Annotated in this window: 18 protein-coding genes; 11 read left to right on the top strand and 7 right to left on the bottom strand. The window is 52.1% G+C overall.

From position 1 onward, the window contains the following. The first annotated feature begins 1 nt into the window (after nt 1). From purB to roxA, 4 genes are all read left to right on the top strand, one after another. Nucleotides 2-1,372 (top strand): adenylosuccinate lyase, encoded by a 1,371-nt coding sequence (purB, locus tag J4685_RS00090; protein WP_000423767.1) that lies wholly within the window; start codon nt 2-4, stop codon nt 1,370-1,372. A 126-nt stretch (nt 1,373-1,498) separates the two neighbouring features. Further along, nucleotides 1,499-2,170, top strand: coding sequence for a two-component system response regulator PhoP (gene phoP / locus J4685_RS00085; RefSeq protein ID WP_001537766.1), 672 nt, complete (start codon nt 1,499-1,501; stop codon nt 2,168-2,170). Beyond that, entirely contained in the window at nt 2,170-3,633 is a 1,464-nt protein-coding gene (phoQ, locus tag J4685_RS00080) for a two-component system sensor histidine kinase PhoQ (RefSeq protein ID WP_001031687.1), read from the top strand. Before phoP ends, phoQ begins: the two co-directional genes overlap by 1 nt. 80 nt (nt 3,634-3,713) lie before the next feature. After that, complete coding sequence (gene roxA, locus J4685_RS00075) at nt 3,714-4,835, top strand: [50S ribosomal protein L16]-arginine 3-hydroxylase (RefSeq protein ID WP_000456514.1); 1,122 nt, start codon at nt 3,714-3,716, stop codon at nt 4,833-4,835. A gap of 39 nt (nt 4,836-4,874) precedes the next feature. Here the strand turns inward: roxA and J4685_RS00070 are convergent, their stop codons facing one another. Next, nucleotides 4,875-6,209 (bottom strand): periplasmic protein, encoded by a 1,335-nt coding sequence (locus tag J4685_RS00070; RefSeq protein ID WP_016505389.1) that lies wholly within the window; start codon nt 6,207-6,209, stop codon nt 4,875-4,877. Between the two features lie 3 nt (nt 6,210-6,212). Further along, nucleotides 6,213-7,442 carry a peptidase T gene (gene pepT / locus J4685_RS00065; protein ID WP_000359418.1) on the bottom strand — a complete coding sequence of 410 codons (1,230 nt, stop codon included), beginning with the start codon at nt 7,440-7,442 and terminating at the stop codon, nt 6,213-6,215. 250 nt (nt 7,443-7,692) lie between these two features. On the opposite strand from pepT, the gene potA reads away from it, so the two are divergent. The 5 genes from potA (at nt 7,693) to potD (ending at nt 13,181) form a co-directional block, all read left to right on the top strand. After that, nucleotides 7,693-8,829: a spermidine/putrescine ABC transporter ATP-binding protein PotA gene (potA, locus tag J4685_RS00060; protein ID WP_000531582.1), complete on the top strand. Its 1,137-nt coding sequence runs from the start codon at nt 7,693-7,695 to the stop codon at nt 8,827-8,829. Then, nucleotides 8,813-9,676: a spermidine/putrescine ABC transporter permease PotB gene (gene potB / locus J4685_RS00055; protein WP_000799391.1), complete on the top strand. Its 864-nt coding sequence runs from the start codon at nt 8,813-8,815 to the stop codon at nt 9,674-9,676. The genes potA and potB overlap by 17 nt, the downstream gene beginning before the upstream one ends. A gap of 328 nt (nt 9,677-10,004) precedes the next feature. Further along, entirely contained in the window at nt 10,005-11,015 is a 1,011-nt protein-coding gene (gene sifA / locus J4685_RS00050) for an SPI-2 type III secretion system effector SifA (protein ID WP_011233075.1), read from the top strand. A gap of 315 nt (nt 11,016-11,330) precedes the next feature. Next, nucleotides 11,331-12,110 (top strand): spermidine/putrescine ABC transporter permease PotC, encoded by a 780-nt coding sequence (gene potC, locus J4685_RS00045; protein WP_000580301.1) that lies wholly within the window; start codon nt 11,331-11,333, stop codon nt 12,108-12,110. Nucleotides 12,111-12,134: 24 nt separating this feature from the next. Further along, a complete protein-coding gene (gene potD / locus J4685_RS00040) occupies nt 12,135-13,181 on the top strand; it encodes a spermidine/putrescine ABC transporter substrate-binding protein PotD (protein WP_000759329.1) in 1,047 nt (348 codons plus the stop codon). 81 nt (nt 13,182-13,262) lie between these two features. Here the strand turns inward: potD and cobB are convergent, their stop codons facing one another. Genes cobB through lolC form a run of 5 tightly spaced genes read right to left on the bottom strand, consistent with a single transcriptional unit; the run spans nt 13,263 to nt 18,178 of the window. After that, a complete protein-coding gene (gene cobB, locus J4685_RS00035; RefSeq protein WP_023211513.1) occupies nt 13,263-14,084 on the bottom strand; it encodes a Sir2 family NAD+-dependent deacetylase in 822 nt (273 codons plus the stop codon). Between the two features lie 16 nt (nt 14,085-14,100). Beyond that, entirely contained in the window at nt 14,101-15,012 is a 912-nt protein-coding gene (gene nagK / locus J4685_RS00030) for an N-acetylglucosamine kinase (RefSeq protein ID WP_000291319.1), read from the bottom strand. Nucleotides 15,013-15,040: 28 nt separating this feature from the next. Beyond that, a complete protein-coding gene (lolE, locus tag J4685_RS00025) occupies nt 15,041-16,285 on the bottom strand; it encodes a lipoprotein-releasing ABC transporter permease subunit LolE (RefSeq protein ID WP_000168090.1) in 1,245 nt (414 codons plus the stop codon). Then, nucleotides 16,285-16,986 carry a lipoprotein-releasing ABC transporter ATP-binding protein LolD gene (lolD, locus tag J4685_RS00020; RefSeq protein ID WP_001033714.1) on the bottom strand — a complete coding sequence of 234 codons (702 nt, stop codon included), beginning with the start codon at nt 16,984-16,986 and terminating at the stop codon, nt 16,285-16,287. The genes lolE and lolD overlap by 1 nt, the downstream gene beginning before the upstream one ends. Further along, entirely contained in the window at nt 16,979-18,178 is a 1,200-nt protein-coding gene (lolC, locus tag J4685_RS00015; RefSeq protein ID WP_001532069.1) for a lipoprotein-releasing ABC transporter permease subunit LolC, read from the bottom strand. The genes lolD and lolC overlap by 8 nt, the downstream gene beginning before the upstream one ends. A gap of 337 nt (nt 18,179-18,515) precedes the next feature. Here lolC and mfd point away from each other — a divergent pair, with 337 nt between their 5' ends. Then, nucleotides 18,516-21,962, top strand: coding sequence for a transcription-repair coupling factor (gene mfd, locus J4685_RS00010; protein ID WP_001114315.1), 3,447 nt, complete (start codon nt 18,516-18,518; stop codon nt 21,960-21,962). Between the two features lie 147 nt (nt 21,963-22,109). After that, entirely contained in the window at nt 22,110-23,075 is a 966-nt protein-coding gene (locus J4685_RS00005) for a L,D-transpeptidase family protein (RefSeq protein WP_000482964.1), read from the top strand. Nucleotides 23,076-23,221: the final 146 nt, after the last annotated feature.

Genomic DNA, 23,221 nt, shown 5'->3' with positions numbered 1-23,221 from the left:
TATGGAATTATCCTCACTGACCGCCGTTTCCCCTGTCGATGGACGCTACGGCGATAAAGTCAGCGCGCTGCGCGGAATTTTTAGCGAATACGGTTTGCTGAAATTTCGTGTACAAGTCGAAGTACGTTGGCTGCAGAAATTAGCCGCGCACGCAGCGATCAAGGAAGTTCCTGCTTTTGCTGCCGACGCAAACGGTTACCTGGATACGCTTGTTGCAAACTTCAATGAAGAAGATGCCGCGCGCATTAAAACCATTGAGCGCACCACAAATCACGATGTGAAAGCGGTTGAGTATTTTCTGAAAGAAAAAGTCTCCGCGATCCCGGCGCTACATGACGTTTCCGAATTTATCCACTTTGCCTGCACTTCTGAGGACATTAACAACCTGTCGCACGCGTTAATGCTCAAAACCGCGCGCGATGAAGTGATCCTGCCTTACTGGCGTCAGGTGATTAACGCGGTTAAAGATCTCGCCACGCAGTATCGCGATATTCCTCTGCTCTCCCGCACCCACGGCCAGCCGGCAACACCTTCCACTCTGGGTAAAGAGATGGCGAACGTGACGTATCGGATGGAGCGTCAGTTCCGCCAGCTCAACCAGGTGGAGATCCTCGGTAAAATTAACGGCGCCGTAGGCAACTATAACGCGCATATCGCCGCCTATCCGGAAGTTGACTGGCATCAGTTCAGCGAAGAGTTCGTCACCTCGCTGGGCATCCAGTGGAATCCTTACACCACCCAGATTGAACCGCATGATTATATTGCGGAACTGTTTGACTGTATCGCGCGCTTTAACACTATCCTGATCGATTTCGATCGCGATGTCTGGGGCTATATTGCGTTGAACCATTTCAAACAGAAAACCATCGCCGGGGAGATCGGTTCTTCTACCATGCCGCATAAAGTTAACCCCATTGACTTTGAAAACTCAGAAGGCAACCTCGGTCTGTCTAACGCAGTGTTGCACCATCTGGCAAACAAACTGCCGGTTTCCCGCTGGCAGCGCGATCTGACCGACTCAACCGTCCTGCGTAACCTAGGTGTCGGCATCGGCTATGCGCTTATCGCTTATCAGTCCACCCTGAAGGGCGTCAGCAAGCTGGAAGTAAACCGCGATCATCTGCTTGACGAACTGGATCACAACTGGGAAGTATTAGCCGAACCGATCCAGACCGTCATGCGCCGCTATGGTATTGAAAAACCATATGAAAAACTGAAAGAGTTGACCCGTGGCAAGCGTGTCGATGCCGAAGGAATGAAACAGTTTATTGATAGTCTGGCCCTGCCGGAAGCAGAAAAAACGCGCCTTAAAGCCATGACGCCGGCAAATTATATCGGTCGCGCTGTGACTCTGGTCGACGAACTTAAATAATATGTGCCTCACCCTCTTTTCTTCAGAAAGAGGGTGACTATTTGTCTGGTTTATTAACTGTTTATCCCCAAAGCACCATAATCAACGCTAGACTGTTCTTATTGTTAACACAAGGGAGAAGAGATGATGCGCGTACTGGTTGTAGAGGATAATGCATTATTACGCCACCACCTGAAGGTTCAGCTCCAGGATTCAGGTCACCAGGTCGATGCCGCAGAAGATGCCAGGGAAGCTGATTACTACCTTAATGAACACCTTCCGGATATCGCTATTGTCGATTTAGGTCTGCCGGATGAAGACGGCCTTTCCTTAATACGCCGCTGGCGCAGCAGTGATGTTTCACTGCCGGTTCTGGTGTTAACCGCGCGCGAAGGCTGGCAGGATAAAGTCGAGGTTCTCAGCTCCGGGGCCGATGACTACGTAACGAAGCCATTCCACATCGAAGAGGTAATGGCGCGTATGCAGGCGTTAATGCGCCGTAATAGCGGTCTGGCCTCCCAGGTGATCAACATCCCGCCTTTCCAGGTGGATCTCTCACGCCGGGAATTATCCGTCAATGAAGAGGTCATCAAACTCACGGCGTTCGAATACACCATTATGGAAACGCTTATCCGTAACAACGGTAAAGTGGTCAGCAAAGATTCGCTGATGCTTCAGCTGTATCCGGATGCGGAACTGCGGGAAAGCCATACCATTGATGTTCTCATGGGGCGTCTGCGGAAAAAAATACAGGCCCAGTATCCGCACGATGTCATTACCACCGTACGCGGACAAGGATATCTTTTTGAATTGCGCTAATGAATAAATTTGCTCGCCATTTTCTGCCGCTGTCGCTGCGGGTTCGTTTTTTGCTGGCGACAGCCGGCGTCGTGCTGGTGCTTTCTCTGGCATATGGCATAGTGGCGCTGGTCGGCTATAGCGTAAGTTTTGATAAAACCACTTTTCGTTTGCTGCGCGGCGAAAGCAACCTGTTTTATACCCTCGCCAAATGGGAAAATAATAAAATCAGCGTTGAGCTGCCTGAAAATCTGGACATGCAAAGTCCGACCATGACGCTGATTTACGATGAAACGGGCAAATTATTATGGACGCAGCGCAATATCCCCTGGCTGATTAAAAGCATTCAACCGGAATGGTTAAAAACGAACGGCTTCCATGAAATTGAAACCAACGTAGACGCTACCAGCACGCTGTTGAGCGAGGACCATTCCGCGCAGGAAAAACTCAAAGAAGTACGTGAAGATGACGATGATGCGGAGATGACCCACTCGGTAGCGGTAAATATTTATCCTGCCACGGCGCGGATGCCGCAGTTAACCATCGTGGTGGTCGATACCATTCCGATAGAACTAAAACGCTCCTATATGGTGTGGAGCTGGTTCGTATACGTGCTGGCCGCCAATTTACTGTTAGTCATTCCTTTACTGTGGATCGCCGCCTGGTGGAGCTTACGCCCTATCGAGGCGCTGGCGCGGGAAGTCCGCGAGCTTGAAGATCATCACCGCGAAATGCTCAATCCGGAGACGACGCGTGAGCTGACCAGCCTTGTGCGCAACCTTAATCAACTGCTCAAAAGCGAGCGTGAACGTTATAACAAATACCGCACGACCCTGACCGACCTGACGCACAGTTTAAAAACGCCGCTCGCGGTTTTGCAGAGTACGTTACGCTCTTTACGCAACGAAAAGATGAGCGTCAGCAAAGCTGAACCGGTGATGCTGGAACAGATCAGCCGGATTTCCCAGCAGATCGGCTATTATCTGCATCGCGCCAGTATGCGCGGTAGCGGCGTATTGTTAAGCCGCGAACTGCATCCCGTCGCGCCGTTGTTAGATAACCTGATCTCCGCGCTAAATAAAGTTTATCAGCGTAAAGGGGTGAATATCAGTATGGATATTTCACCAGAGATCAGTTTTGTCGGCGAGCAAAACGACTTTGTCGAAGTTATGGGCAACGTACTGGACAACGCTTGTAAATATTGTCTGGAGTTTGTCGAGATTTCGGCTCGCCAGACCGACGATCATTTGCATATTTTCGTCGAAGATGACGGCCCAGGCATACCCCACAGCAAACGTTCCCTGGTGTTTGATCGCGGTCAGCGCGCCGATACCCTACGACCAGGGCAAGGCGTGGGGCTGGCTGTCGCGCGCGAGATTACGGAACAATACGCCGGGCAGATCATTGCCAGCGACAGTCTGCTCGGCGGCGCCCGTATGGAGGTCGTTTTTGGCCGACAGCATCCCACACAGAAAGAGGAATAAACATTTCTGCGCGTTCTTCCACGCATCTCGTTAAGCATCCGTTATAATCGGTGTCAGATACCAGCCTGCGGATACTTAACATGGAATACCAATTAACTCTTAACTGGCCCGACTTTCTTGAACGCCACTGGCAAAAACGCCCGGTGGTCTTAAAACGTGGGTTTAGCAACTTTATCGATCCGCTCTCGCCGGATGAGCTGGCGGGGCTGGCGATGGAAAGCGAAATCGACAGCCGTCTCGTTAGCCATCAGGATGGCAAATGGCAGGTCAGCCATGGCCCTTTCGAAAGCTACGATCATCTGGGTGAGAGCAACTGGTCGCTGCTGGTACAGGCGGTAAACCACTGGCACGAACCCACCGCCGCCTTGATGCGCCCGTTCCGCGCTCTGCCGGACTGGCGTATCGACGATCTGATGATCTCCTTTTCCGTCCCCGGCGGCGGCGTTGGCCCGCATCTGGATCAGTATGATGTGTTTATTATCCAGGGAACCGGTCGCCGTCGCTGGCGCGTGGGCGAAAAGCTGCAAATGCGTCAGCACTGCCCGCATCCCGACCTGTTACAAGTCGATCCGTTCGAGGCCATTATTGATGAAGAGCTGGAGCCGGGCGACATTCTGTATATTCCGCCAGGATTCCCGCATGAAGGCTATGCGCTGGAAAACGCCATGAACTATTCGGTCGGTTTTCGCGCGCCCAATAGCCGTGAGCTGATCAGCGGTTTTGCCGATTACGTCCTGCAACGGGAGTTGGGCAATACATACTACAGCGATCCGGATATGCCGTCCCGCAAGCATCCGGCGGATATCCTGCCGCAGGAGATGGATAAACTGCGTAATATGATGCTCGATTTGATCAATCAACCCGCGCATTTCCAACAGTGGCTTGGCGAGTTTCTCTCTCAGTCACGCCACGAACTGGATATTGCGCCGCCGGAGCCGCCGTATCAGCCTGATGAAATTTACGATGCCTTAAAGCAAGGCGAGGTATTAGTACGTCTCGGCGGGCTTCGCGTATTGCGTATCGGCGATGAGGTCTATGCGAATGGCGAAAAAATAGACTCTCCGCATCGCCCCGCTCTGGAGGCGCTCGCCAGTCATATTGCACTGACCGCTGAAAACTTCGGCGATGCGCTGGAAGACCCGTCCTTCCTCGCGATGCTGGCGGCGCTGGTGAATAGCGGGTACTGGTTCTTCGAAGGATAAGAACATCGCAATGCCCGGCGACCGCCGGGCTGACGCAAACTATCCACAACGATCGCCGCCAGCTTTGGCGAAATCGTTATATTGCGGATCGCCCGGATAAATCGAGTGGGCCATTCGATGGCGAAATGACATTTGCCGATAGCGCCGCGCCAGTACGTTATCGCCAAGACCTTCGGCAATATTAGCCAGTTGCTGTAATCGTTCATACTGCATCTTTGCTGGATAAGCTACGGCATCAAGCGTAAAGGCGCGTTCCGCAAAGTCTTTTGCTTGTTCAAGCTGTTGATTATTCTGATAAAGCAGCGAAATACCATACAACACCATTGATACGTCAGACTGCCGACGATTATATTCTTCCAGCAATGGGAGATAGGGGGAGGTACTGTCCAGGTCGATGTTTTCGGGCAAATAAAAGCGTAATCGTGATATTACCGTCGCCATTGGCGTTAAACGGCTCTGGTAATACGCGATAAGTTTAAGGTAGAGATCTTTCGCTTCCTTATAATGATGGCCCTGTGCATAAAAGCCAGCAAGATTATTGCTGTCAATCGTCATTTCGCCGAATTCGGCGCCATAAAGCGTTTGCTTAATTTTTAGCGCCTGACTTAGCGCATTAATCGCCTCGCTAATATGTCCTGCATTATAAGCAATATCCGCTTTCTGCTGCAAAAAAGAGGCGACGCGCTCACGATTATCCCAGGTTTTATCCCGTAAAATAACGCCCAACCACTGCCGCTCCGTTGCGTCTATCTTCGCCAAATAATAGGCTTTACGCGCACTATCACATTCGACATCCCGCTCTTCCAGCGCATCAGAATAAGCGTCGCGCATCCTGTTTAAGGTATAAACCAATGCCTCCGTCGATGCCTTTTTGTCTTTAAGACACCACGTTAATGCCTGCTCTTGCCAGGCTATTCGCTGACGGTAATCAACCTTGATCTCGTATCGCCACTGCTCTGTAGATGAATACTCTATATGGCGATCGTCACTGTAAACATTAAAGGCCGCAAGGTGTTCAAACATATCGGCCCGATCGCCCGGACAAGTGCCCGCCGGAAATGTTTTCATGATTGCCCGCGCTCGCAGCAGCATTTGCGGCGTTAATTCAGGTTTACCCAGCCATTGATAAATATCGCTTTGTAATAGCAGGCTACGAACAAGCTGTATTGAGCGTTTGCCATATTGCCGCGAGGCCAGCCTCACCGCATCATCAATAAACGTCATGCAGGTTTCATCGCCGGTCATAAAACATGCTGCAGATTGTTGCTGGCGCTGGGACCAGGAAGGCGGATATTCGGCGCTCCAGGCAGAAAAATTGATGGCGGAAAATATCCCGCCATAAATAATAAAACACTTCACCACAATGCGTAACATTCGCTACTGGCCGCGCTTCGCCGTCAGCTCCGCGATACGTACAATCACCTGTACCGCTTTTTCCATCCCCTCCAGCGTCACAAACTCATGTTTACCATGATAGTTATATCCGCCGGTAAAGAGATTAGGACACGGCAAGCCCATAAACGACAGTTGCGCCCCGTCTGTACCGCCGCGAATCGGTTTCATCTCCGGCGTAATATGACAGTCGCGCATGGCCTGCTGGGCGATATCGAGAATATGCGGATGCTCAACCACTTTTTCGCGCATATTGTAATAACTGTCTTCAATCACCAGTTCGATATAGCAGTCCGGATGCAGCCCCTTACCGACTTTTTTGGCAATCTCCATCATTTTGCGTTTACGCGCTTCAAACTGCTTACGGTCGAAATCGCGAATGATGTAGTGCATTTCGGCCCGGTCAACGGTGCCTTTCATGCTGGCCAGATGATAAAACCCTTCGTAACCTTCAGTGGTTTCAGGCGCTTCATCCGCCGGCACTTCCGCGTGAATCCTCGCCGCCAACGACAGCGCATTGACCATCACGCCTTTCGCCGTACCAGGATGCACGTTATTGCCGACGATTTTGATATTCACCGAGGCGGCATTGAAGTTTTCAAACTCCAGTTCTCCCACGCCGCCGCCGTCGACCGTATAGGCCCACTGCGCGCCAAATTCCTCAACATCGAAGTGCTTCGCGCCTTTCCCTACCTCTTCGTCAGGCGTAAACGCCACTTTAATTTCGCCGTGGGGAATAGGATTACCTTTCAGCACCGCCAGCGCGGTCATGATCTCCGCAACACCGGCTTTATCGTCCGCGCCCAGCAATGTCTTACCATCGGTAGTAATCAGCGTTTGTCCCAGTAATTGATGCAGTACCGGGAACATCACGGGTGACAACACCTCATCGCCAATCCCTAATGCTATATCGCCGCCGCGATAATTCTCGACAATCTGCGGGTTAACGTTTTTACCGCTGAAATCCGGAGAGGTATCCACATGGGAGATAAAACCAATGGCGGGAATATCCCCCTCAACATTGGCCGGGAGCGTCGCCATCAACGTCCCTTTTTCACTTAATGTAATGTTAACCAGCCCCATCTCTTCGAGCTGCTGTTTGAGCAAACGTAGTAACTTCCACTGCCCCTCAGTGCTTGGAACCTGCCGAACACCCGACTTTGATTGGGTATCCAGCGATACGTAGTGTAAAAAACGCTCAAGTAGTTTATCCATGCAGTCACCCTCACTTTTCGTGACAACATTATTAATAAGCAAGAAAAGACAAATATTGCGTCAGGTCACTTTTATCCCTGCAAACAAGAATATTTCACTTTGACACGCTTTCTGACTATAAAGCTAAGTCAGTAATTCGCAACAAGGATTGGCGATCACGGTGGTTTGCCGTAGAATGACCGCCCTCATTAAGAGTGATTAAGGTGGTTAACCACAAACCCCGCAGCGGTCAGCCATCCGTTGCGTTTACATGGGACAGAGTAAGAAATTGAATAAACAACCGCGTTCGCTTTCACCGCTGGTGCTTTTGTCGGGAATTAGCAAAAGTTTCGATGGCAAAGAGGTCATTTCACAGCTGGATTTGACCATCAACAATGGCGAATTCCTCACGCTGCTTGGCCCTTCCGGCTGCGGTAAAACAACCGTTCTTCGCCTGATTGCCGGCCTGGAAACCGTTGATGCCGGGCATATCATGTTGGATAACCAGGATATCACCCACGTTCCCGCCGAAAATCGTTATGTAAATACCGTATTTCAAAGCTACGCTTTATTTCCGCATATGACGGTGTTTGAAAATGTCGCGTTTGGCTTACGAATGCAAAAAACACCAGCCGCCGAGATAGCGCCTCGCGTGACCGATGCGCTGCGTATGGTGCAGCTTGAAGAGTTTGCACAACGTAAACCGCACCAGCTTTCCGGCGGACAGCAGCAGCGTGTGGCTATCGCTCGCGCGGTGGTGAATAAACCTCGCCTGTTATTACTGGACGAATCGCTCTCCGCGCTGGACTATAAATTGCGCAAACAAATGCAGAACGAGCTTAAAGCATTACAGCGTAAACTCGGTATCACGTTTGTTTTTGTCACTCACGATCAGGAAGAAGCGCTCACCATGTCCGATCGTATCGTGGTAATGCGTAATGGCGTGATTGAGCAAGACGGCACGCCGCGTGAAATCTATGAAGAGCCAAAAAACCTGTTTGTCGCTGGTTTTATCGGCGAAATTAACCGCTTTGACGCAACCGTCATTGAACGGCTTGATGAACAGCGCGTCCGCGCCAGCGTAGAAGGTCGGGAGTGCAATATATACGTCAATTTCGCTGTCGAACCGGGCCAAAAACTGAACGTCCTGCTGCGACCGGAAGATCTACGCGTCGAAGAGATCAACGATGATAACCACATCGAAGGGCTTATCGGCTACGTGCGCGAGCGCAATTACAAAGGTATGACGCTGGAGTCGGTGGTTGAACTGGAAAATGGCAAAATGGTGATGGTCAGCGAATTCTTCAACGAAGACGATCCTGACTTCGACCATTCACTTGACCAAAAAATGGCCATTAGTTGGGTAGAAAGCTGGGAGGTCGTACTGGCTGATGAAGAACACAAGTAAATTCCAGAATGTAGTGATTGTCACTATCGTCGGTTGGCTTGTGTTGTTTGTTTTTCTGCCCAACCTGATGATCATTGGCACCAGCTTTCTGACCCGTGACGACGCCAGTTTCGTCAAGATGGTCTTTACGCTGGATAACTACGCACGCCTGCTCGATCCGCTCTATTTTGAAGTGCTCCTGCACTCTCTGAATATGGCGCTGATCGCCACCCTCTCCTGCCTGGTGCTGGGCTATCCTTTCGCCTGGTTTCTGGCGAAGTTACCGGAAAAGATACGTCCGTTATTGCTGTTTTTGCTGATTGTTCCTTTCTGGACCAACTCACTGATCCGCATCTATGGGCTAAAAATATTCCTGAGCACTAAAGGTTATCTCAATGAATTCCTGCTGTGGCTGGGCGTGATTGATACGCCGATTCGCATCATGTTCACCCCGAGCGCCGTTATTATCGGCCTGGTTTACATTTTGCTGCCGTTTATGGTCATGCCGCTCTACTCCAGCATTGAGAAGCTCGACAAACCGCTACTGGAGGCCGCTCGCGATCTCGGCGCCAGTAAAATGCAAACGTTCATCCGCATCATTATTCCATTAACCATGCCGGGCATTGTCGCCGGTTGCCTGCTCGTGATGCTACCGGCAATGGGCCTGTTCTACGTCTCCGATTTAATGGGTGGCGCGAAAAACCTGCTGATTGGTAACGTCATTAAGGTACAGTTCCTGAATATTCGCGACTGGCCGTTTGGCGCGGCTACCAGCATTACGCTGACCATTGTGATGGGACTCATGCTGTTGATTTACTGGCGGGCTTCCCGCTTATTGAATAAGAAGGTGAGTGATATAAGCGATTAATTGCGCAACGCTAACAAATCCACACGCATCCAGGCATGAAGTTTATTCAAGGGTAAACTTCATGCCTCCGGCATAAAAAACGCATGAAAGCAGTTGCTGCCAGTATTGCAAATCTACAACATCATCCGCGGTAGGCCTTCTTTTATTTTTACCTGTAGCGACGCTATCACAGACAGTAATGCGTTTATACGCGAAGCTCTCAGGTTTTATACTGATTGCCAGTCTCTTTTAAAAATTATATTACATCCGATGCGCCCGCAGTTGAGATAAAAAGGGTCGATTTAATCAATTATGTAGTCATTTTTACTCCAGTTTAAGTGAGATTAATATGCCGATTACTATAGGGAATGGTTTTTTAAAAAGTGAAATCCTTACCAACTCCCCAAGGAATACGAAAGAAGCATGGTGGAAAGTTTTATGGGAAAAAATTAAAGACTTCTTTTTTTCTACTGGCAAAGCAAAAGCGGACCGTTGTCTACATGAGATGTTGTTTGCCGATCGCACCCCCACACGAGAGCGGCTTACAGAGATTTTTTTTGAGTTAAAAGAGTTAGCCTGCGCATCACAAAGAGATAGATTTCAGGTTTATAATCCTAATGAAAATGATGACACTATTATTCTTCGCATCATGGATCAAAACGAAGAGAACGAATTGTTACGTATCACTCAAAATACCGATGCCTTTACCTGTGAAGTCATGGGGAATGCTTATTTTTTAATAAAAGATCGCCCCGATATTTTAAAACCGCATCCACAAATGACGGCCATGATTAATAGAAGATATAGCGAAATCGTAGATTACCCCCTCCCTTCGACATTATGTCTCAACCCTGCTGGCGCGCCGACATTATCGGTTCCATTAGACAACATAGAGGGGTATTTATATTCTGAATGGAGAAAAGGAAATTTAGATGAGTGGAAAACGCAAGAAAAGGTAACCTACCTGGCAGCGAAAATTCAGTCTGGGATTGAAAAGACAACGCGCATTTTACAGCATGCGAATATATCCGAAAGTACTCAGCAAAGCGCATTTTTAGAAACAATGGCGATGTGTGGATTAAAGCAGCTTGAAATACCACCACCACATACCCACATACCTATTGAGAAAATGGTAAAAGAGGTTTTACTGGCGGATAAGACGTTTCAGGCGTTCCTCGTAACGGATCCCAGCACCAGCCAAAGTATGTTAGCTGAGATAGTCGAAGCCATCTCTGATCAGGTTTTTCACGCCATTTTTAGAATAGCCCCCCAGGCTATACAAAAAATGGCAGAAGAACAGTTAACCACGCTACACGTTCGCTCAGAACAACAAAGCGGCTGTTTATGTTGTTTTTTGTAAAATCAGACGACGCTTTCTCAGACGTCACGTTCAGGGTTTACTCACGTACTTCCTGTTTGCCTACAGAGTAACCTCTTGCCAGGCGCAATAATGCCGCATATGACCGGATCGGATGAGAATAGTCATTTAAATGGCCTTTTTTTCCCGCTCGTCTGGCAATTTGTTGTAAAATTCGCGGCTTCAAGCGGCAGCTTGCTTCTTCCTGGCTGCTGATAACCGCGAGACGTTTTGGAGAGATTTTGGAGAAGAGAAAAAATTGATCATTTTCAATACTCTAAAAGCACCCCATCCTCTGAATAAGAAGGTGGAACTTGAATGATCGGTCGGCTGCTCCGTGGCGGTTTCATGACTGCCATCTATGCGTATCTGTATATTCCCATCATTATTCTGATCGTGAACTCCTTCAACAGTTCGCGATTCGGCATTAACTGGCAGGGCTTTACCACTAAATGGTACGAACTCCTGGTCAATAACGACAGTCTGTTGCAGGCCGCTCAACATTCACTGACGATGGCGATTTTCTCAGCGACCTTCGCCACGTTGATTGGCTCGTTAACCGCGGTGGCGCTTTATCGCTACCGCTTTCGCGGGAAGCCATTCGTCAGCGGGATGCTGTTTGTAGTAATGATGTCGCCGGATATCGTGATGGCGATCTCCCTGCTGGTGCTGTTTATGTTACTCGGCATTCAACTGGGCTTTTGGTCGTTGCTGTTCTCGCACATCACCTTTAGTCTGCCGTTTGTGGTCGTCACGGTCTATTCGCGCCTGAAAGGCTTTGATGTCAGAATGCAGGAAGCCGCAAAAGACCTGGGGGCCAGTGAGGTAACGATTTTACGCAAAATCATTCTGCCGCTGGCGATGCCGGCGGTGGCGGCGGGCTGGTTGCTGAGCTTTACGTTGTCGATGGACGATGTAGTAGTCTCGTCGTTTGTCACCGGGCCGGGCTATGAAATTTTACCCTTAAAGATTTATTCCATGGTAAAAGTCGGCGTTTCACCAGAAGTGAACGCGCTGGCGACCGTTTTATTGGTGCTGTCTCTGGTAATGGTCATTGCCAGCCAGCTTATTGCTCGTGATAAAACCAAGGGCCGATAAGGCCCGTAATTCAGGGGACGTTAAATGAAAAAATGGTCACGCCACCTGCTCGCGGCGGGCGCCCTGGCGCTGGGTATGAGTGCCGCTCATGCCTCCGACAACGACACGCTCTATTTCTATAACTGGACTGAGTATGTACCGCCGGGCCTGCTGGAACAGTTCACTAAAGAGACTGGCATTAAGGTGATTTATTCGACCTACGAGTCGAACGAAACCATGTATGCCAAACTCAAAACCTATAAAGATGGCGCGTATGACCTGGTTGTTCCTTCTACATACTATGTCGACAAAATGCGCAAAGAAGGCATGATCCAGAAGATCGATAAGTCGAAATTAACCAATTTCCACAACCTCGATCCGGAAATGCTCAACAAACCGTTTGACCCCAACAACGATTATTCTGTTCCGTATATCTGGGGCGCAACGGCGATTGGCGTGAACAGCGATGCTATCGATCCAAAAACCATTACCAGCTGGGCTGACTTGTGGAAACCGGAATATAAAAACAGCCTGCTTTTAACCGACGATGCGCGAGAAGTCTTCCAGATGGCGCTGCGCAAGCTAGGTTATTCCGGTAACACTACCGATCCGAAAGAGATCGAAGCGGCATATGAAGAGTTGAAAAAACTGATGCCGAACGTAGCGGCCTTCAACTCCGATAATCCGGCGAATCCGTATATGGAAGGGGAAGTCAACCTGGGTATGGTGTGGAACGGTTCGGCCTTCGTTGCTCGTCAGGCTGGCACGCCGCTGGAGGTCGTCTGGCCGAAGGAAGGCGGTATTTTCTGGATGGACAGCCTGGCTATTCCGGCGAACGCGAAAAATAAAGAGGGCGCGCTGAAGCTAATCAACTTCCTGCTGCGTCCTGACGTCGCGAAAGAGGTGGCAGAAACCATCGGCTACCCTACCCCCAACCTGGCGGCGCGTAAGCTGTTAAGCCCGGAGGTCGCCAATGATAAGTCGCTCTATCCGGATGCGCAAACCATCAGCAAAGGCGAGTGGCAAAACGATGTCGGCGACGCCAGCGCCATTTATGAAGAGTATTATCAGAAGCTAAAAGCAGGACGCTAATTCAGCCAAAGCGCCTGTCGGGCCTACAGATGAACGTAACGTGAAATGTAGGCCGGATAAGGCGTTACCGGGCAAACGGCACTACAGCCCTTTCAGGAATTTATCAACAAATTCCGGCACAACCTGGCTTGCCGGGCCGTAGTGCTTCTCTTCAAACTCGCTGCCGACCTGGCTTGGCTCAAGATTCAGTTCCACCGTATGTGCGCCGTGCAGTTTTGCTTCATGCACAAAACCCGCAGCCGGATAGACATGACCGGATGTGCCAATGGCGATAAAAATATCCGCCATCGACAGCGCCATATAAATTTCATCCATGCCAAGCGGCATCTCGCCAAACCACACCACGTGCGGACGTAACGGCGCCGGGAACTGACAGCAGTGACATTTATCTTCCGGCATCACATCGCCGTTCCATTCCAGAATCTGGCCGCTTTGCGAACAGCGCACCTTCAACAGCTCGCCATGCATATGAATGATGTTGCGATTGCCCGCGCGTTCATGCAAATTGTCGATGTTTTGCGTCACCAGCAAAAAGCGATCGCCAAGCGCTTCTTCAAGCTTCGCTAACGCCAGATGCGCCGCATTGGGTTGTATTTCCGGCTGTTGAAGCTGCTGACGGCGGGCATTATAAAATGTCTGCACCAGCCCCGGATTACGGGCGAATCCTTCCGGCGTGGCCACATCTTCAACCCGATGCTCTTCCCAAAGGCCATCCCCCGCGCGAAACGTACGAATACCAGACTCTGCAGAAATTCCTGCACCTGTAAGGACTAATACTCTTGGGTTTTCCATCATTTCCGGCACCACTCTGTCTCTGAAAAAGATCCGCTGGCGCAGACGTTCACGCAACAGACGTTTATTTTTACGAAAGCGGCTTAATCGATGAAACCGACGCGACTGCATAACAACCTCTTTTTGATTAGTCGGTAAGATGTAAAAAAGCAGCACCGCGCATCCCACCTGCATCCCCATGCCGCGCACGCTCAATGCGCGGCGCGCGGGCAACAGGGAGGAGATGGCGCGGCAGTCTTTCCGCCAGTTGCGTTGTTATTGCCGTAAAGTTCGATAGTCCGCCGCCGATCACCAATAAATCGGGATCGACAATCGTCAGTATATTCCCCAGACAAACCGCCAGTAAATCCAGATAGCGCTCAACATGCGCGTGCGCCTGCTCATCGCCCTGCTCCCACAACGCGATAATCTCCGGCGCCTGCAGCGATTGATGATAATAATGCTGATATAGCCACGCAAACCCACGCCCGGACAGATAATTCTCAATGCAGCCCATCTGACCGCATCCACAACGGCGGAGAGGAAAATCAAACCCCATCAACGTTAGCGCGTCAACCGGCAAACGCATATGGCCAAACTCGCCGGTGATATAGCTCTGACCGGTAATCGGCTTCCCGTTTAGCACCAGGCCACCGCCGACGCCGGTGCCGAGGATAAGCCCCATAACCAAAGGATATTGCGTGAATTCATCATCCCAGGCTTCGGACAAGGCAAAACAGTTAGCGTCATTGTCCAGACGCACATCGCGATCCAGTCGGGCGCTGAGATCGGCGCGCAACGGCTTACCGCTGGCTGCCGGGACATTCGCGGCGTACAGCGTGCCGTCTTCGGTTTCCGGCATACCGGGTATGCCAATCCCTACCGACCCTTTTACGCCAAATCGCTGGTCGGCTTCCGCGACCAGTTCGCACACAGCGTCTAAAAAGGCACCATAGCTGGCATGAGGCGTGGGAACCCGTTTTTCCCACTGTAGCCGCCGCGTTGAGTCAAATACGCCTAACGCAATCTTTGTTCCGCCAATGTCAAACCCGTAATACATCACCGCTCCTTGTTTTTATATTCCGCGATTACTGGCCGCTCAATACTCGCGCAGGGTCAATGTTGCTCGCCCGCCGCGCCGGATACCAGCTCGCCAGTAAGCTTAACAACAACGCCGTGACCAGTACGTAAACAACGTCCAGCCAATGTAATTCGGATGGCAGGAAGTCGATAAAATAGATATCGCCGGACAAAAACTGATGCCCGATCGCCTTTTCAATCCCATTAATAATGGCGGTAAGCTGAAGCGAAACGACAACGCCGATCGCCACGCCAATCAAGCTGCCCAGCAAGCCCGCCAGTAGTCCGTACCAGACGAAAATGGCACGAATCAAACCATCTTTCGCCCCCAGCGTTCTTAATACCGCAATGTCGCCGCTTTTGTCTTTTACCGCCATCACTAAGGTGGAAACGATATTAAAACAGGCCACGCCGATCACCAGAATCATCGCCAGATACATAATGGCGCGAATCATCTGGATATCGCGATACATATAGCCGTAGGTGCCGATCCAGCTCTTAATGTAGACATAGCTGTTAGTCACCTCACCCGCGTCACGCACCAGTTTGTTCGCATTAAACACGTCATGGACTTTAAGCGCGATACCGGAAACTCTGGACCCCATATCCAGATACTGCTGCGCATCCTCAAGCGGGATCATGGCGAAGCTGTGATCGAGCTGGCCGCTCAGTTGCAGAATCCCGATGACATGCAAACGCACGCGTTTGGGCTGGAGCAGCTTATGGTCGGCATTCGCATTGGGGATCATGATGGACACCCAGTCGCCCTGTTTCACGTTCAGCGCATCGGCGACGCCTTTACCGATAATGATCTGCTGCTCGCCCGCTTTGAAATGATCCCAGGCGTGATTTTGCACAAATGACGGTAACGCGCTAAGCTGCTGCTCTTGCTTAGGGTCGACGCCTTTAACCTGAATAGCGCGCAAATTGGCCCCGCTCTCTACCAGGCCGGTAAAATTGATATACGGCGCGGCGGCGGCAATGCCCGGCACCTTCTGCACTTTTGCCAGCGCTTCACGCCAGTTGGTCCACGGCTGATTGACCGCTTCAATCTCCCCGTGCGGAACCACCGCCAGAATACGGTTATTCAACTCGCGTTCGAAACCGTTCATCGCGCTTAAACCGACAATCAATACCGCCACGCCCAGCGCGATACCGATGGTAGAAATGACGGAAATGAGCGAAACCATACCGCCGCGCCGCCGTCCACGGCTGAAACGCAAGCCAATTAACAATGATAAAGGCGACGCCATTACTCCGCCCCCATCAGGCTCAGTTCCGCCGTCAGGCGGCCATCGCGCATCTCAAGCTGGCGGCTCATACGTTTCGCCAGTTGCAAATCGTGAGTCACCACCAGAAACGCGGTTCCCTGCAGACGATTTAACTCGCCCAGAAGCTCAAAAATACTGTCGGCATTACGCGCATCCAGATTACCGGTCGGCTCATCCGCCAGTACCAGACGCGGGTTATTCACCAACGCGCGCGCTATCGCGACACGCTGGCGCTCACCGCCGGAAAGTTCCGAAGGTCGATGGGTTGCGCGATGCTCCAGCCCTACGGCGTGCAGCATTTCTCGCGCCCGAGCGTCAATCTCCGCCGGTTTCTTTTTGCCAATCAATAATGGCATCGCCACGTTTTCCAGCGCCGTAAAATCCGGCAGGAGATGATGAAACTGATAGATAAACCCCAGTTTCTGGTTACGTAATTCCGCTTTTGCCGCAGAAGAGAGTTTGCTCATCGGCTGGCCGCTAAAAATCACATCGCCGGAGGTGGGCGTATCCAGCCCGCCTAACAGATGCAGCAACGTACTTTTACCCGAACCGGAACTGCCGACGATCGCCATCATTTCGCCTTCGCCGATACTGAAGCTGACATCGTGCAACACGTCGGTTTGTACGGTGCCTTCCTGATAGCGTTTGCACAGGTTGTCGCATTGCAACAGGATCTTATTCATAACGTAAAGCCTCAGCGGGTTGAGTGGCGGCAGCGCGCCAGGAAGGATAAAGCGTAGAAAGCAGCGCGATGGCCATTGCCACCAGCGCGATAACGATCACCTGTAACGGCTCTATCGCCACGGGCAACGCAGCGCCATCCAGAAACGCGCCGATGATCGGCATCAGGTTATTCAGTTGACTGGCAAGCAATGCGCCCAGCGCAGCGCCCAACAGCGCGCCGATAATCCCGGCGCTGGCGCCCTGCACCATAAAGACCATCATAATTTGTCGCGGCGTCAGCCCTTGAGTTTGTAAAATCGCCACTTCACCCTGCTTCTCCATAACCATCAGGCCCAACGAAGTAATAATGTTAAAAGCCGCGACCGCCACGATGAGGCTCAGCAACAATCCCATCATGTTCTTTTCCATGCGCACAGCCTGGAACAACTCGCCTTTGCGTTCGCGCCAGTCCTGCCACTTCGTGCCTTGCGGCAGCGTCTGTTGGCTGAGGGTATCGACTTGCAGCGGTTCATCCAGCCACAGACGCCAGCCGGTAATATTGCCTGCCGGATAGCGCATTAAACGCGACGCGTCCTGAATATTGACCAGCATTTCATAGCCATCGACCTCGCTATTGGCGGCAAATGTGCCAATCACCGTAAACAGACGCTGACTGGGCAGGCGTCCCATTGGCGTAAACTGGCTGGCAGATGGCACCATTAGCCGAATCTGATCGCCGCGGTTGACCCCTAACTGTCCGGCGAGCTGCTCGCCGAGGATGACATTATACTTACCCGGCTGTAATTCGCTTTGCTTCACATTGACCAGATACGGCGTTAACGGATCTTTTTGCGCCGGATCGATACCCAACATCACGCCAACCGCAACGCTACGCGCGCTTTGCAGTACGACATCGCCCGTCGTCAGCGGCGCAATACGGTTAACGCCTTGCAGATTCACCGCTTTTTCCGGCATCTGACTCGGGTTAAGAGAACCATGTTCAGCAGAGAGGATGGCCTGAGGCATCAAACCAAGAATGTTATTTTGCAGTTCGCGCTCAAAACCGTTCATCACCGACAATACCGTGACCAGCGCCATCACCCCCAGGGTAATGCCGATAGTGGAAAGCCAGGAAACGAAGCGACCGAAGCGATCTGCTGCACGCCCGCGCATGTAACGCAGGCCGATGAATAGAGCGACAGGTTGATACATGTAATCCGTCTGGTTGCTGTTAGCAAAGTCCCGAGTATATAAGCGAAAGCGGAATGCGTAAATGTCTGAACCGTAAGAGTTCGTCAGCGTTATTCTGAAAAAGGCCGACAAATCAAGTCACTTACATGTTCATACTTTACCTGTTCGGCGCGTTATCCGGCGGATTCAATTTGCTAATAAACAACGATCGCGGATAATAAAGAACATTGCTTATCAGTCATATGCCCCTGAATACCTGAGTCCTTCATGCTGTCCCGGCGCGCAGCCAACCATGAAGCAGCCTGAAGGGTGACGCGTAGAGTGCGGCGTAAAACAAAAAGAGATACTGACAACCGTTATGCCTGAAAAACAACGTTACACGCTGCCGACAAAAGCGGGCGATCAGTGCCAGTTGGGCGAACTTACCGGTGCCGCCTGCGCTACGCTGGTGGCGGAGATAGCCGAACGCCATGCCGGTCCGGTGGTACTCATAGCGCCTGACATGCAAAATGCTCTGCGATTGCATGATGAAATCCGCCAGTTTACCGATCAGATGGTGATGAACCTGGCGGACTGGGAAACGCTACCGTATGACAGCTTTTCCCCGCATCAGGAAATTATCTCTTCGCGCCTGTCCACGCTCTACCAGTTGCCGTCGATGCAGCGCGGCGTCTTGATTGTACCGGTAAACACCCTGATGCAGCGCGTTTGTCCGCATAGCTATCTGCATGGTCATGCGCTGGTGATGAAAAAAGGCCAGCGGCTGTCCCGCGACGCTCTGCGCGCGCAGCTTGACAGCGCCGGTTATCGGCATGTCGATCAGGTGATGGAGCATGGCGAATACGCGACGCGCGGCGCGCTGTTGGATCTCTTTCCGATGGGCAGCGAACAGCCTTATCGCCTCGACTTTTTTGATGATGAAATCGACAGCCTGCGTCTGTTTGACGCGGATACCCAGCGTACGCTGGAGGAGGTCGAGGCCATCAATTTGTTGCCCGCGCACGAATTTCCTACCGACAAAGCCGCTATTGAGCTTTTCCGTAGCCAGTGGCGCGATACCTTTGAGGTAAAACGCGACGCCGAGCACATCTATCAGCAGGTCAGCAAAGGCACTCTGCCCGCCGGGATCGAATACTGGCAGCCGCTCTTTTTCAGCGAACCGTTACCGCCATTATTTAGCTATTTCCCCGCCAATACTCTGGTGGTGAATACCGGCTCGCTGGAAACCAGCGCCGAACGCTTTCAGGCCGATACGCTGGCGCGTTTTGAAAATCGTGGCGTCGATCCTATGCGCCCGCTTTTGCCGCCGGAAGCCCTCTGGCTACGGGTGGATGAGCTCTTTTCCGAGCTTAAACGCTGGCCTCGCCTCCAGCTTAAAACCGACCATCTGCCGGAAAAAGCCGCCAATACCAATCTCGGTTTCCAGAAATTACCGGATTTGTCTATCCAGGCACAGCAGAAAGCGCCGCTGGACGCGCTGCGTAAGTTCCTCGAATCTTTCAGCGGTCCGGTGATTTTTTCGGTGGAAAGCGAAGGACGCCGCGAAGCTCTGGGAGAGCTCCTGGCTCGCATAAAAATCGCGCCGAAGCGGATATTACGCCTGGACGAGGCGCAGGATGCGGGACGCTATCTGATGATTGGCGCCGCAGAACATGGCTTTATCGACACCCAACGCAATCTGGCGCTGATTTGTGAAAGCGATCTTTTGGGTGAGCGGGTGGCGCGTCGCCGCCTGGATTCCCGCCGCACGATCAACCCGGATACGTTGATTCGTAACCTGGCGGAGCTCCACGTCGGTCAACCGGTAGTGCATCTGGAGCACGGCGTCGGACGCTATGCCGGCATGACCACTCTGGAGGCTGGCGGCATCAAGGGTGAGTATCTGATGCTCACCTACGCCAATGACGCCAAACTGTATGTGCCGGTCTCCTCATTGCATCTGATTAGCCGCTATGCCGGCGGCGCGGAAGAAAGTGCGCCGCTGCATAAACTGGGCGGCGACGCCTGGTCGCGCGCCCGGCAGAAAGCGGCGGAAAAAGTGCGCGATGTCGCAGCGGAACTGTTGGATATTTATGCGCAACGGGCGGCAAAAGAGGGGTTTGCCTTTAAGCATGATCGTGAGCAGTATCAGTTATTCTGCGACAGCTTCCCGTTTGAAACGACGCCCGATCAGGCACAGGCGATTAACGCCGTATTGAGCGATATGTGCCAACCGCTGGCGATGGACAGGCTGGTGTGCGGCGACGTCGGCTTCGGCAAAACCGAAGTGGCGATGCGCGCCGCGTTCCTGGCGGTGGAAAACCATAAACAGGTAGCGGTACTGGTGCCGACCACGCTGCTGGCGCAGCAACACTATGACAACTTCCGCGACCGTTTCGCCAACTGGCCGGTACGCATTGAGATGCTGTCCCGCTTTCGCAGCGCCAAAGAGCAGACGCAAATCCTGGCGGAAGCCGCCGAGGGTAAGATCGATATTCTGATCGGTACGCATAAACTGCTACAAAGCGATGTGAAGCTGCGCGACCTGGGCCTGCTGATTGTCGATGAAGAGCACCGTTTCGGCGTGCGCCACAAAGAGCGAATTAAGGCGATGCGCGCCGATGTCGATATTCTGACGCTCACGGCGACGCCGATCCCGCGGACGCTGAATATGGCGATGAGCGGTATGCGCGATCTCTCCATTATCGCCACTCCCCCTGCCCGTCGTCTGGCGGTAAAAACCTTTGTCCGCGAGTATGATAGCCTGGTAGTAAGGGAAGCGATTCTGCGTGAAATCCTGCGCGGCGGTCAGGTTTACTATTTGTACAATGACGTCGAAAATATTCAGAAAGCCGCAGAGCGGCTGGCGGAACTGGTGCCGGAAGCGCGAATCGCTATAGGCCACGGGCAGATGCGCGAACGTGAGCTGGAACGGGTCATGAACGATTTCCACCATCAACGTTTTAACGTGCTGGTGTGTACTACCATTATCGAAACGGGGATCGACATTCCCACCGCTAACACGATCATCATTGAACGCGCGGATCATTTCGGCCTCGCGCAGTTGCACCAGCTGCGTGGCCGCGTTGGGCGCTCGCACCACCAGGCCTACGCCTGGCTGTTGACGCCACATCCTAAGGCCATGACCACCGATGCGCAAAAACGGCTGGAGGCGATTGCGTCGCTGGAGGATTTAGGCGCCGGGTTTGCGCTGGCGACCCACGATCTGGAGATCCGCGGCGCGGGCGAGCTGCTTGGCGAAGAGCAAAGCGGCTCAATGGAAACCATTGGCTTCTCACTCTACATGGAACTGTTGGAAAACGCCGTTGATGCGCTGAAAGCAGGCCGCGAACCCTCGCTGGAAGATCTCACCAGTCAGCAAACGGAAGTCGAGCTGCGAATGCCGTCGTTACTGCCGGATGATTTTATTCCGGATGTTAATACCCGGCTGTCATTCTATAAACGCATTGCCAGCGCGAAGAACGAAAACGAGCTGGAAGAGATCAAAGTGGAATTGATCGATCGCTTCGGCCTGCTGCCCGATCCGGCGCGTAATCTGCTGGATATCGCCCGCCTGCGCCAACAGGCGCAAAAGCTCGGCATCCGAAAACTGGAGGGTAACGAGAAAGGCGGAACGATTGAGTTCGCCGAGAAAAACCACGTTGACCCCGCCTGGCTTATCGGGTTGCTGCAAAAACAGCCGCAGCATTTCCGTCTGGATGGCCCGACGCGCCTCAAGTTTATTCAGGATTTAAGCGAACGTAAAACGCGTATAGACTGGGTACGCCAGTTCATGCAGCAACTGGAAGAAAACGCTATTGCATAAGCGTCAGGCCGGGCATCATTACTCTGCGTCCGGCCTAATCTTTACAAATTCTTTGCACTTCCCTGCAGTTCCAGACACAGCCAACCGCCATAATTCTTATTTCCTCTTTTATAAAAATAACCACATAATAATCATGGGTTTATTATAATGTTCAACAATACGCGACTCTCTCGCTGGTGGGCGTTGCTTGCGCTTACCGCGACCATCATGCTTGCCCTTCCCGCGCAGGCGAATACGTGGCCTCTTCCGCCCCCCGGCAGTCAACTGGTGGGAGAAAATAAATTCCATGTCGTTGAAGACGACGGCGGCTCGCTGGAGGCGATCGCCAAAAAATATAACGTGGGCTTTTTAGCCCTGTTACAGGCCAACCCCGGCATTGATCCTTACGTACCACGCGCAGGCAGCGTGCTGACGATTCCGCTGCAAACGCTGCTACCGGACGCGCCACGTGAAGGTATCGTCATTAACCTCGCGGAATTACGGCTTTACTATTATCAACCGGGGAAAAATACGGTCACGGTCTACCCTATCGGGATTGGCCAACTGGGCGGCGATACCCTGACGCCAACGATGGTGACGACCATTTCGGATAAACGCGCCAATCCAACCTGGACGCCGACCGCCAATATTCGCGCCCGTTATAAAGCGCAAGGCATCGATCTCCCCGCCGTGGTGCCTGCCGGTCCCGATAACCCAATGGGGCATCACGCGATTCGTTTAGCGGCCTACGGCGGCGTCTATCTGTTACATGGCACGAATGCCGATTTTGGCATTGGTATGCGCGTCAGTTCCGGCTGTATCCGTCTGCGCGACGGTGATATAGAGACATTGTTCCGTCAGGTCACGCCGGGAACCAAAGTGAATATAATCAATACGCCGATTAAAGCCTCGGTGGAGCCAGGCGGCGTGCGACTGGTGGAAGTTCATCAGCCGCTGTCTAAAAATATAGGCGACGATCCACAGGTGCTGCCGATTGTGCTGAATGGCCCGATGCAGGCCTTTAAGAACGCGCCGCAGACCGATGCTGCGGTGATGGAACATGTTATGGAAGTGCGTTCCGGAATGCCGGTGGATGTAACCCGTCAATCAGAGGCGAAACCGCAGTCGCTGTAAGCGTGAATAGCTGACCGACAATAAATATCCTCCGGCATAGCCGGAGGTTTTTCAGATGCGCCTGTAAGGCTCTCTTACCAGCCGCGCCCTAACAGGCGCATACGATCTGACATTTGCATCAAACTTCGTTACTTACGGCCCGTAAA

Origin of the sequence: Salmonella sp. 32100201201700099SM (assembly GCF_017572645.1) — a bacterium.
Classification (GTDB): Bacteria; Pseudomonadota; Gammaproteobacteria; order Enterobacterales; family Enterobacteriaceae; genus Salmonella; species Salmonella enterica.
The sequence above is the reverse complement of the archived record's forward strand: the minus strand, read 5'-3'. Positions and strand labels throughout refer to the sequence as shown.

What these genes read in the sequence shown, in the direction of transcription:
- purB (WP_000423767.1), top strand. Translation starts at nt 2, where the DNA reads ATGGAATTATCCTCACTGACCGCCGTTTCCCCTGTCGATGGACGCTAC.
- phoP (WP_001537766.1), top strand. Translation starts at nt 1,499, where the DNA reads ATGCGCGTACTGGTTGTAGAGGATAATGCATTATTACGCCACCACCTG.
- phoQ (WP_001031687.1), top strand. Translation starts at nt 2,170, where the DNA reads ATGAATAAATTTGCTCGCCATTTTCTGCCGCTGTCGCTGCGGGTTCGT.
- roxA (WP_000456514.1), top strand. Translation starts at nt 3,714, where the DNA reads ATGGAATACCAATTAACTCTTAACTGGCCCGACTTTCTTGAACGCCAC.
- J4685_RS00070 (WP_016505389.1), bottom strand. Translation starts at nt 6,209, where the DNA reads ATGTTACGCATTGTGGTGAAGTGTTTTATTATTTATGGCGGGATATTT.
- pepT (WP_000359418.1), bottom strand. Translation starts at nt 7,442, where the DNA reads ATGGATAAACTACTTGAGCGTTTTTTACACTACGTATCGCTGGATACC.
- potA (WP_000531582.1), top strand. Translation starts at nt 7,693, where the DNA reads ATGGGACAGAGTAAGAAATTGAATAAACAACCGCGTTCGCTTTCACCG.
- potB (WP_000799391.1), top strand. Translation starts at nt 8,813, where the DNA reads ATGAAGAACACAAGTAAATTCCAGAATGTAGTGATTGTCACTATCGTC.
- sifA (WP_011233075.1), top strand. Translation starts at nt 10,005, where the DNA reads ATGCCGATTACTATAGGGAATGGTTTTTTAAAAAGTGAAATCCTTACC.
- potC (WP_000580301.1), top strand. Translation starts at nt 11,331, where the DNA reads ATGATCGGTCGGCTGCTCCGTGGCGGTTTCATGACTGCCATCTATGCG.
- potD (WP_000759329.1), top strand. Translation starts at nt 12,135, where the DNA reads ATGAAAAAATGGTCACGCCACCTGCTCGCGGCGGGCGCCCTGGCGCTG.
- cobB (WP_023211513.1), bottom strand. Translation starts at nt 14,084, where the DNA reads ATGCAGTCGCGTCGGTTTCATCGATTAAGCCGCTTTCGTAAAAATAAA.
- nagK (WP_000291319.1), bottom strand. Translation starts at nt 15,012, where the DNA reads ATGTATTACGGGTTTGACATTGGCGGAACAAAGATTGCGTTAGGCGTA.
- lolE (WP_000168090.1), bottom strand. Translation starts at nt 16,285, where the DNA reads ATGGCGTCGCCTTTATCATTGTTAATTGGCTTGCGTTTCAGCCGTGGA.
- lolD (WP_001033714.1), bottom strand. Translation starts at nt 16,986, where the DNA reads ATGAATAAGATCCTGTTGCAATGCGACAACCTGTGCAAACGCTATCAG.
- lolC (WP_001532069.1), bottom strand. Translation starts at nt 18,178, where the DNA reads ATGTATCAACCTGTCGCTCTATTCATCGGCCTGCGTTACATGCGCGGG.
- mfd (WP_001114315.1), top strand. Translation starts at nt 18,516, where the DNA reads ATGCCTGAAAAACAACGTTACACGCTGCCGACAAAAGCGGGCGATCAG.
- J4685_RS00005 (WP_000482964.1), top strand. Translation starts at nt 22,110, where the DNA reads ATGTTCAACAATACGCGACTCTCTCGCTGGTGGGCGTTGCTTGCGCTT.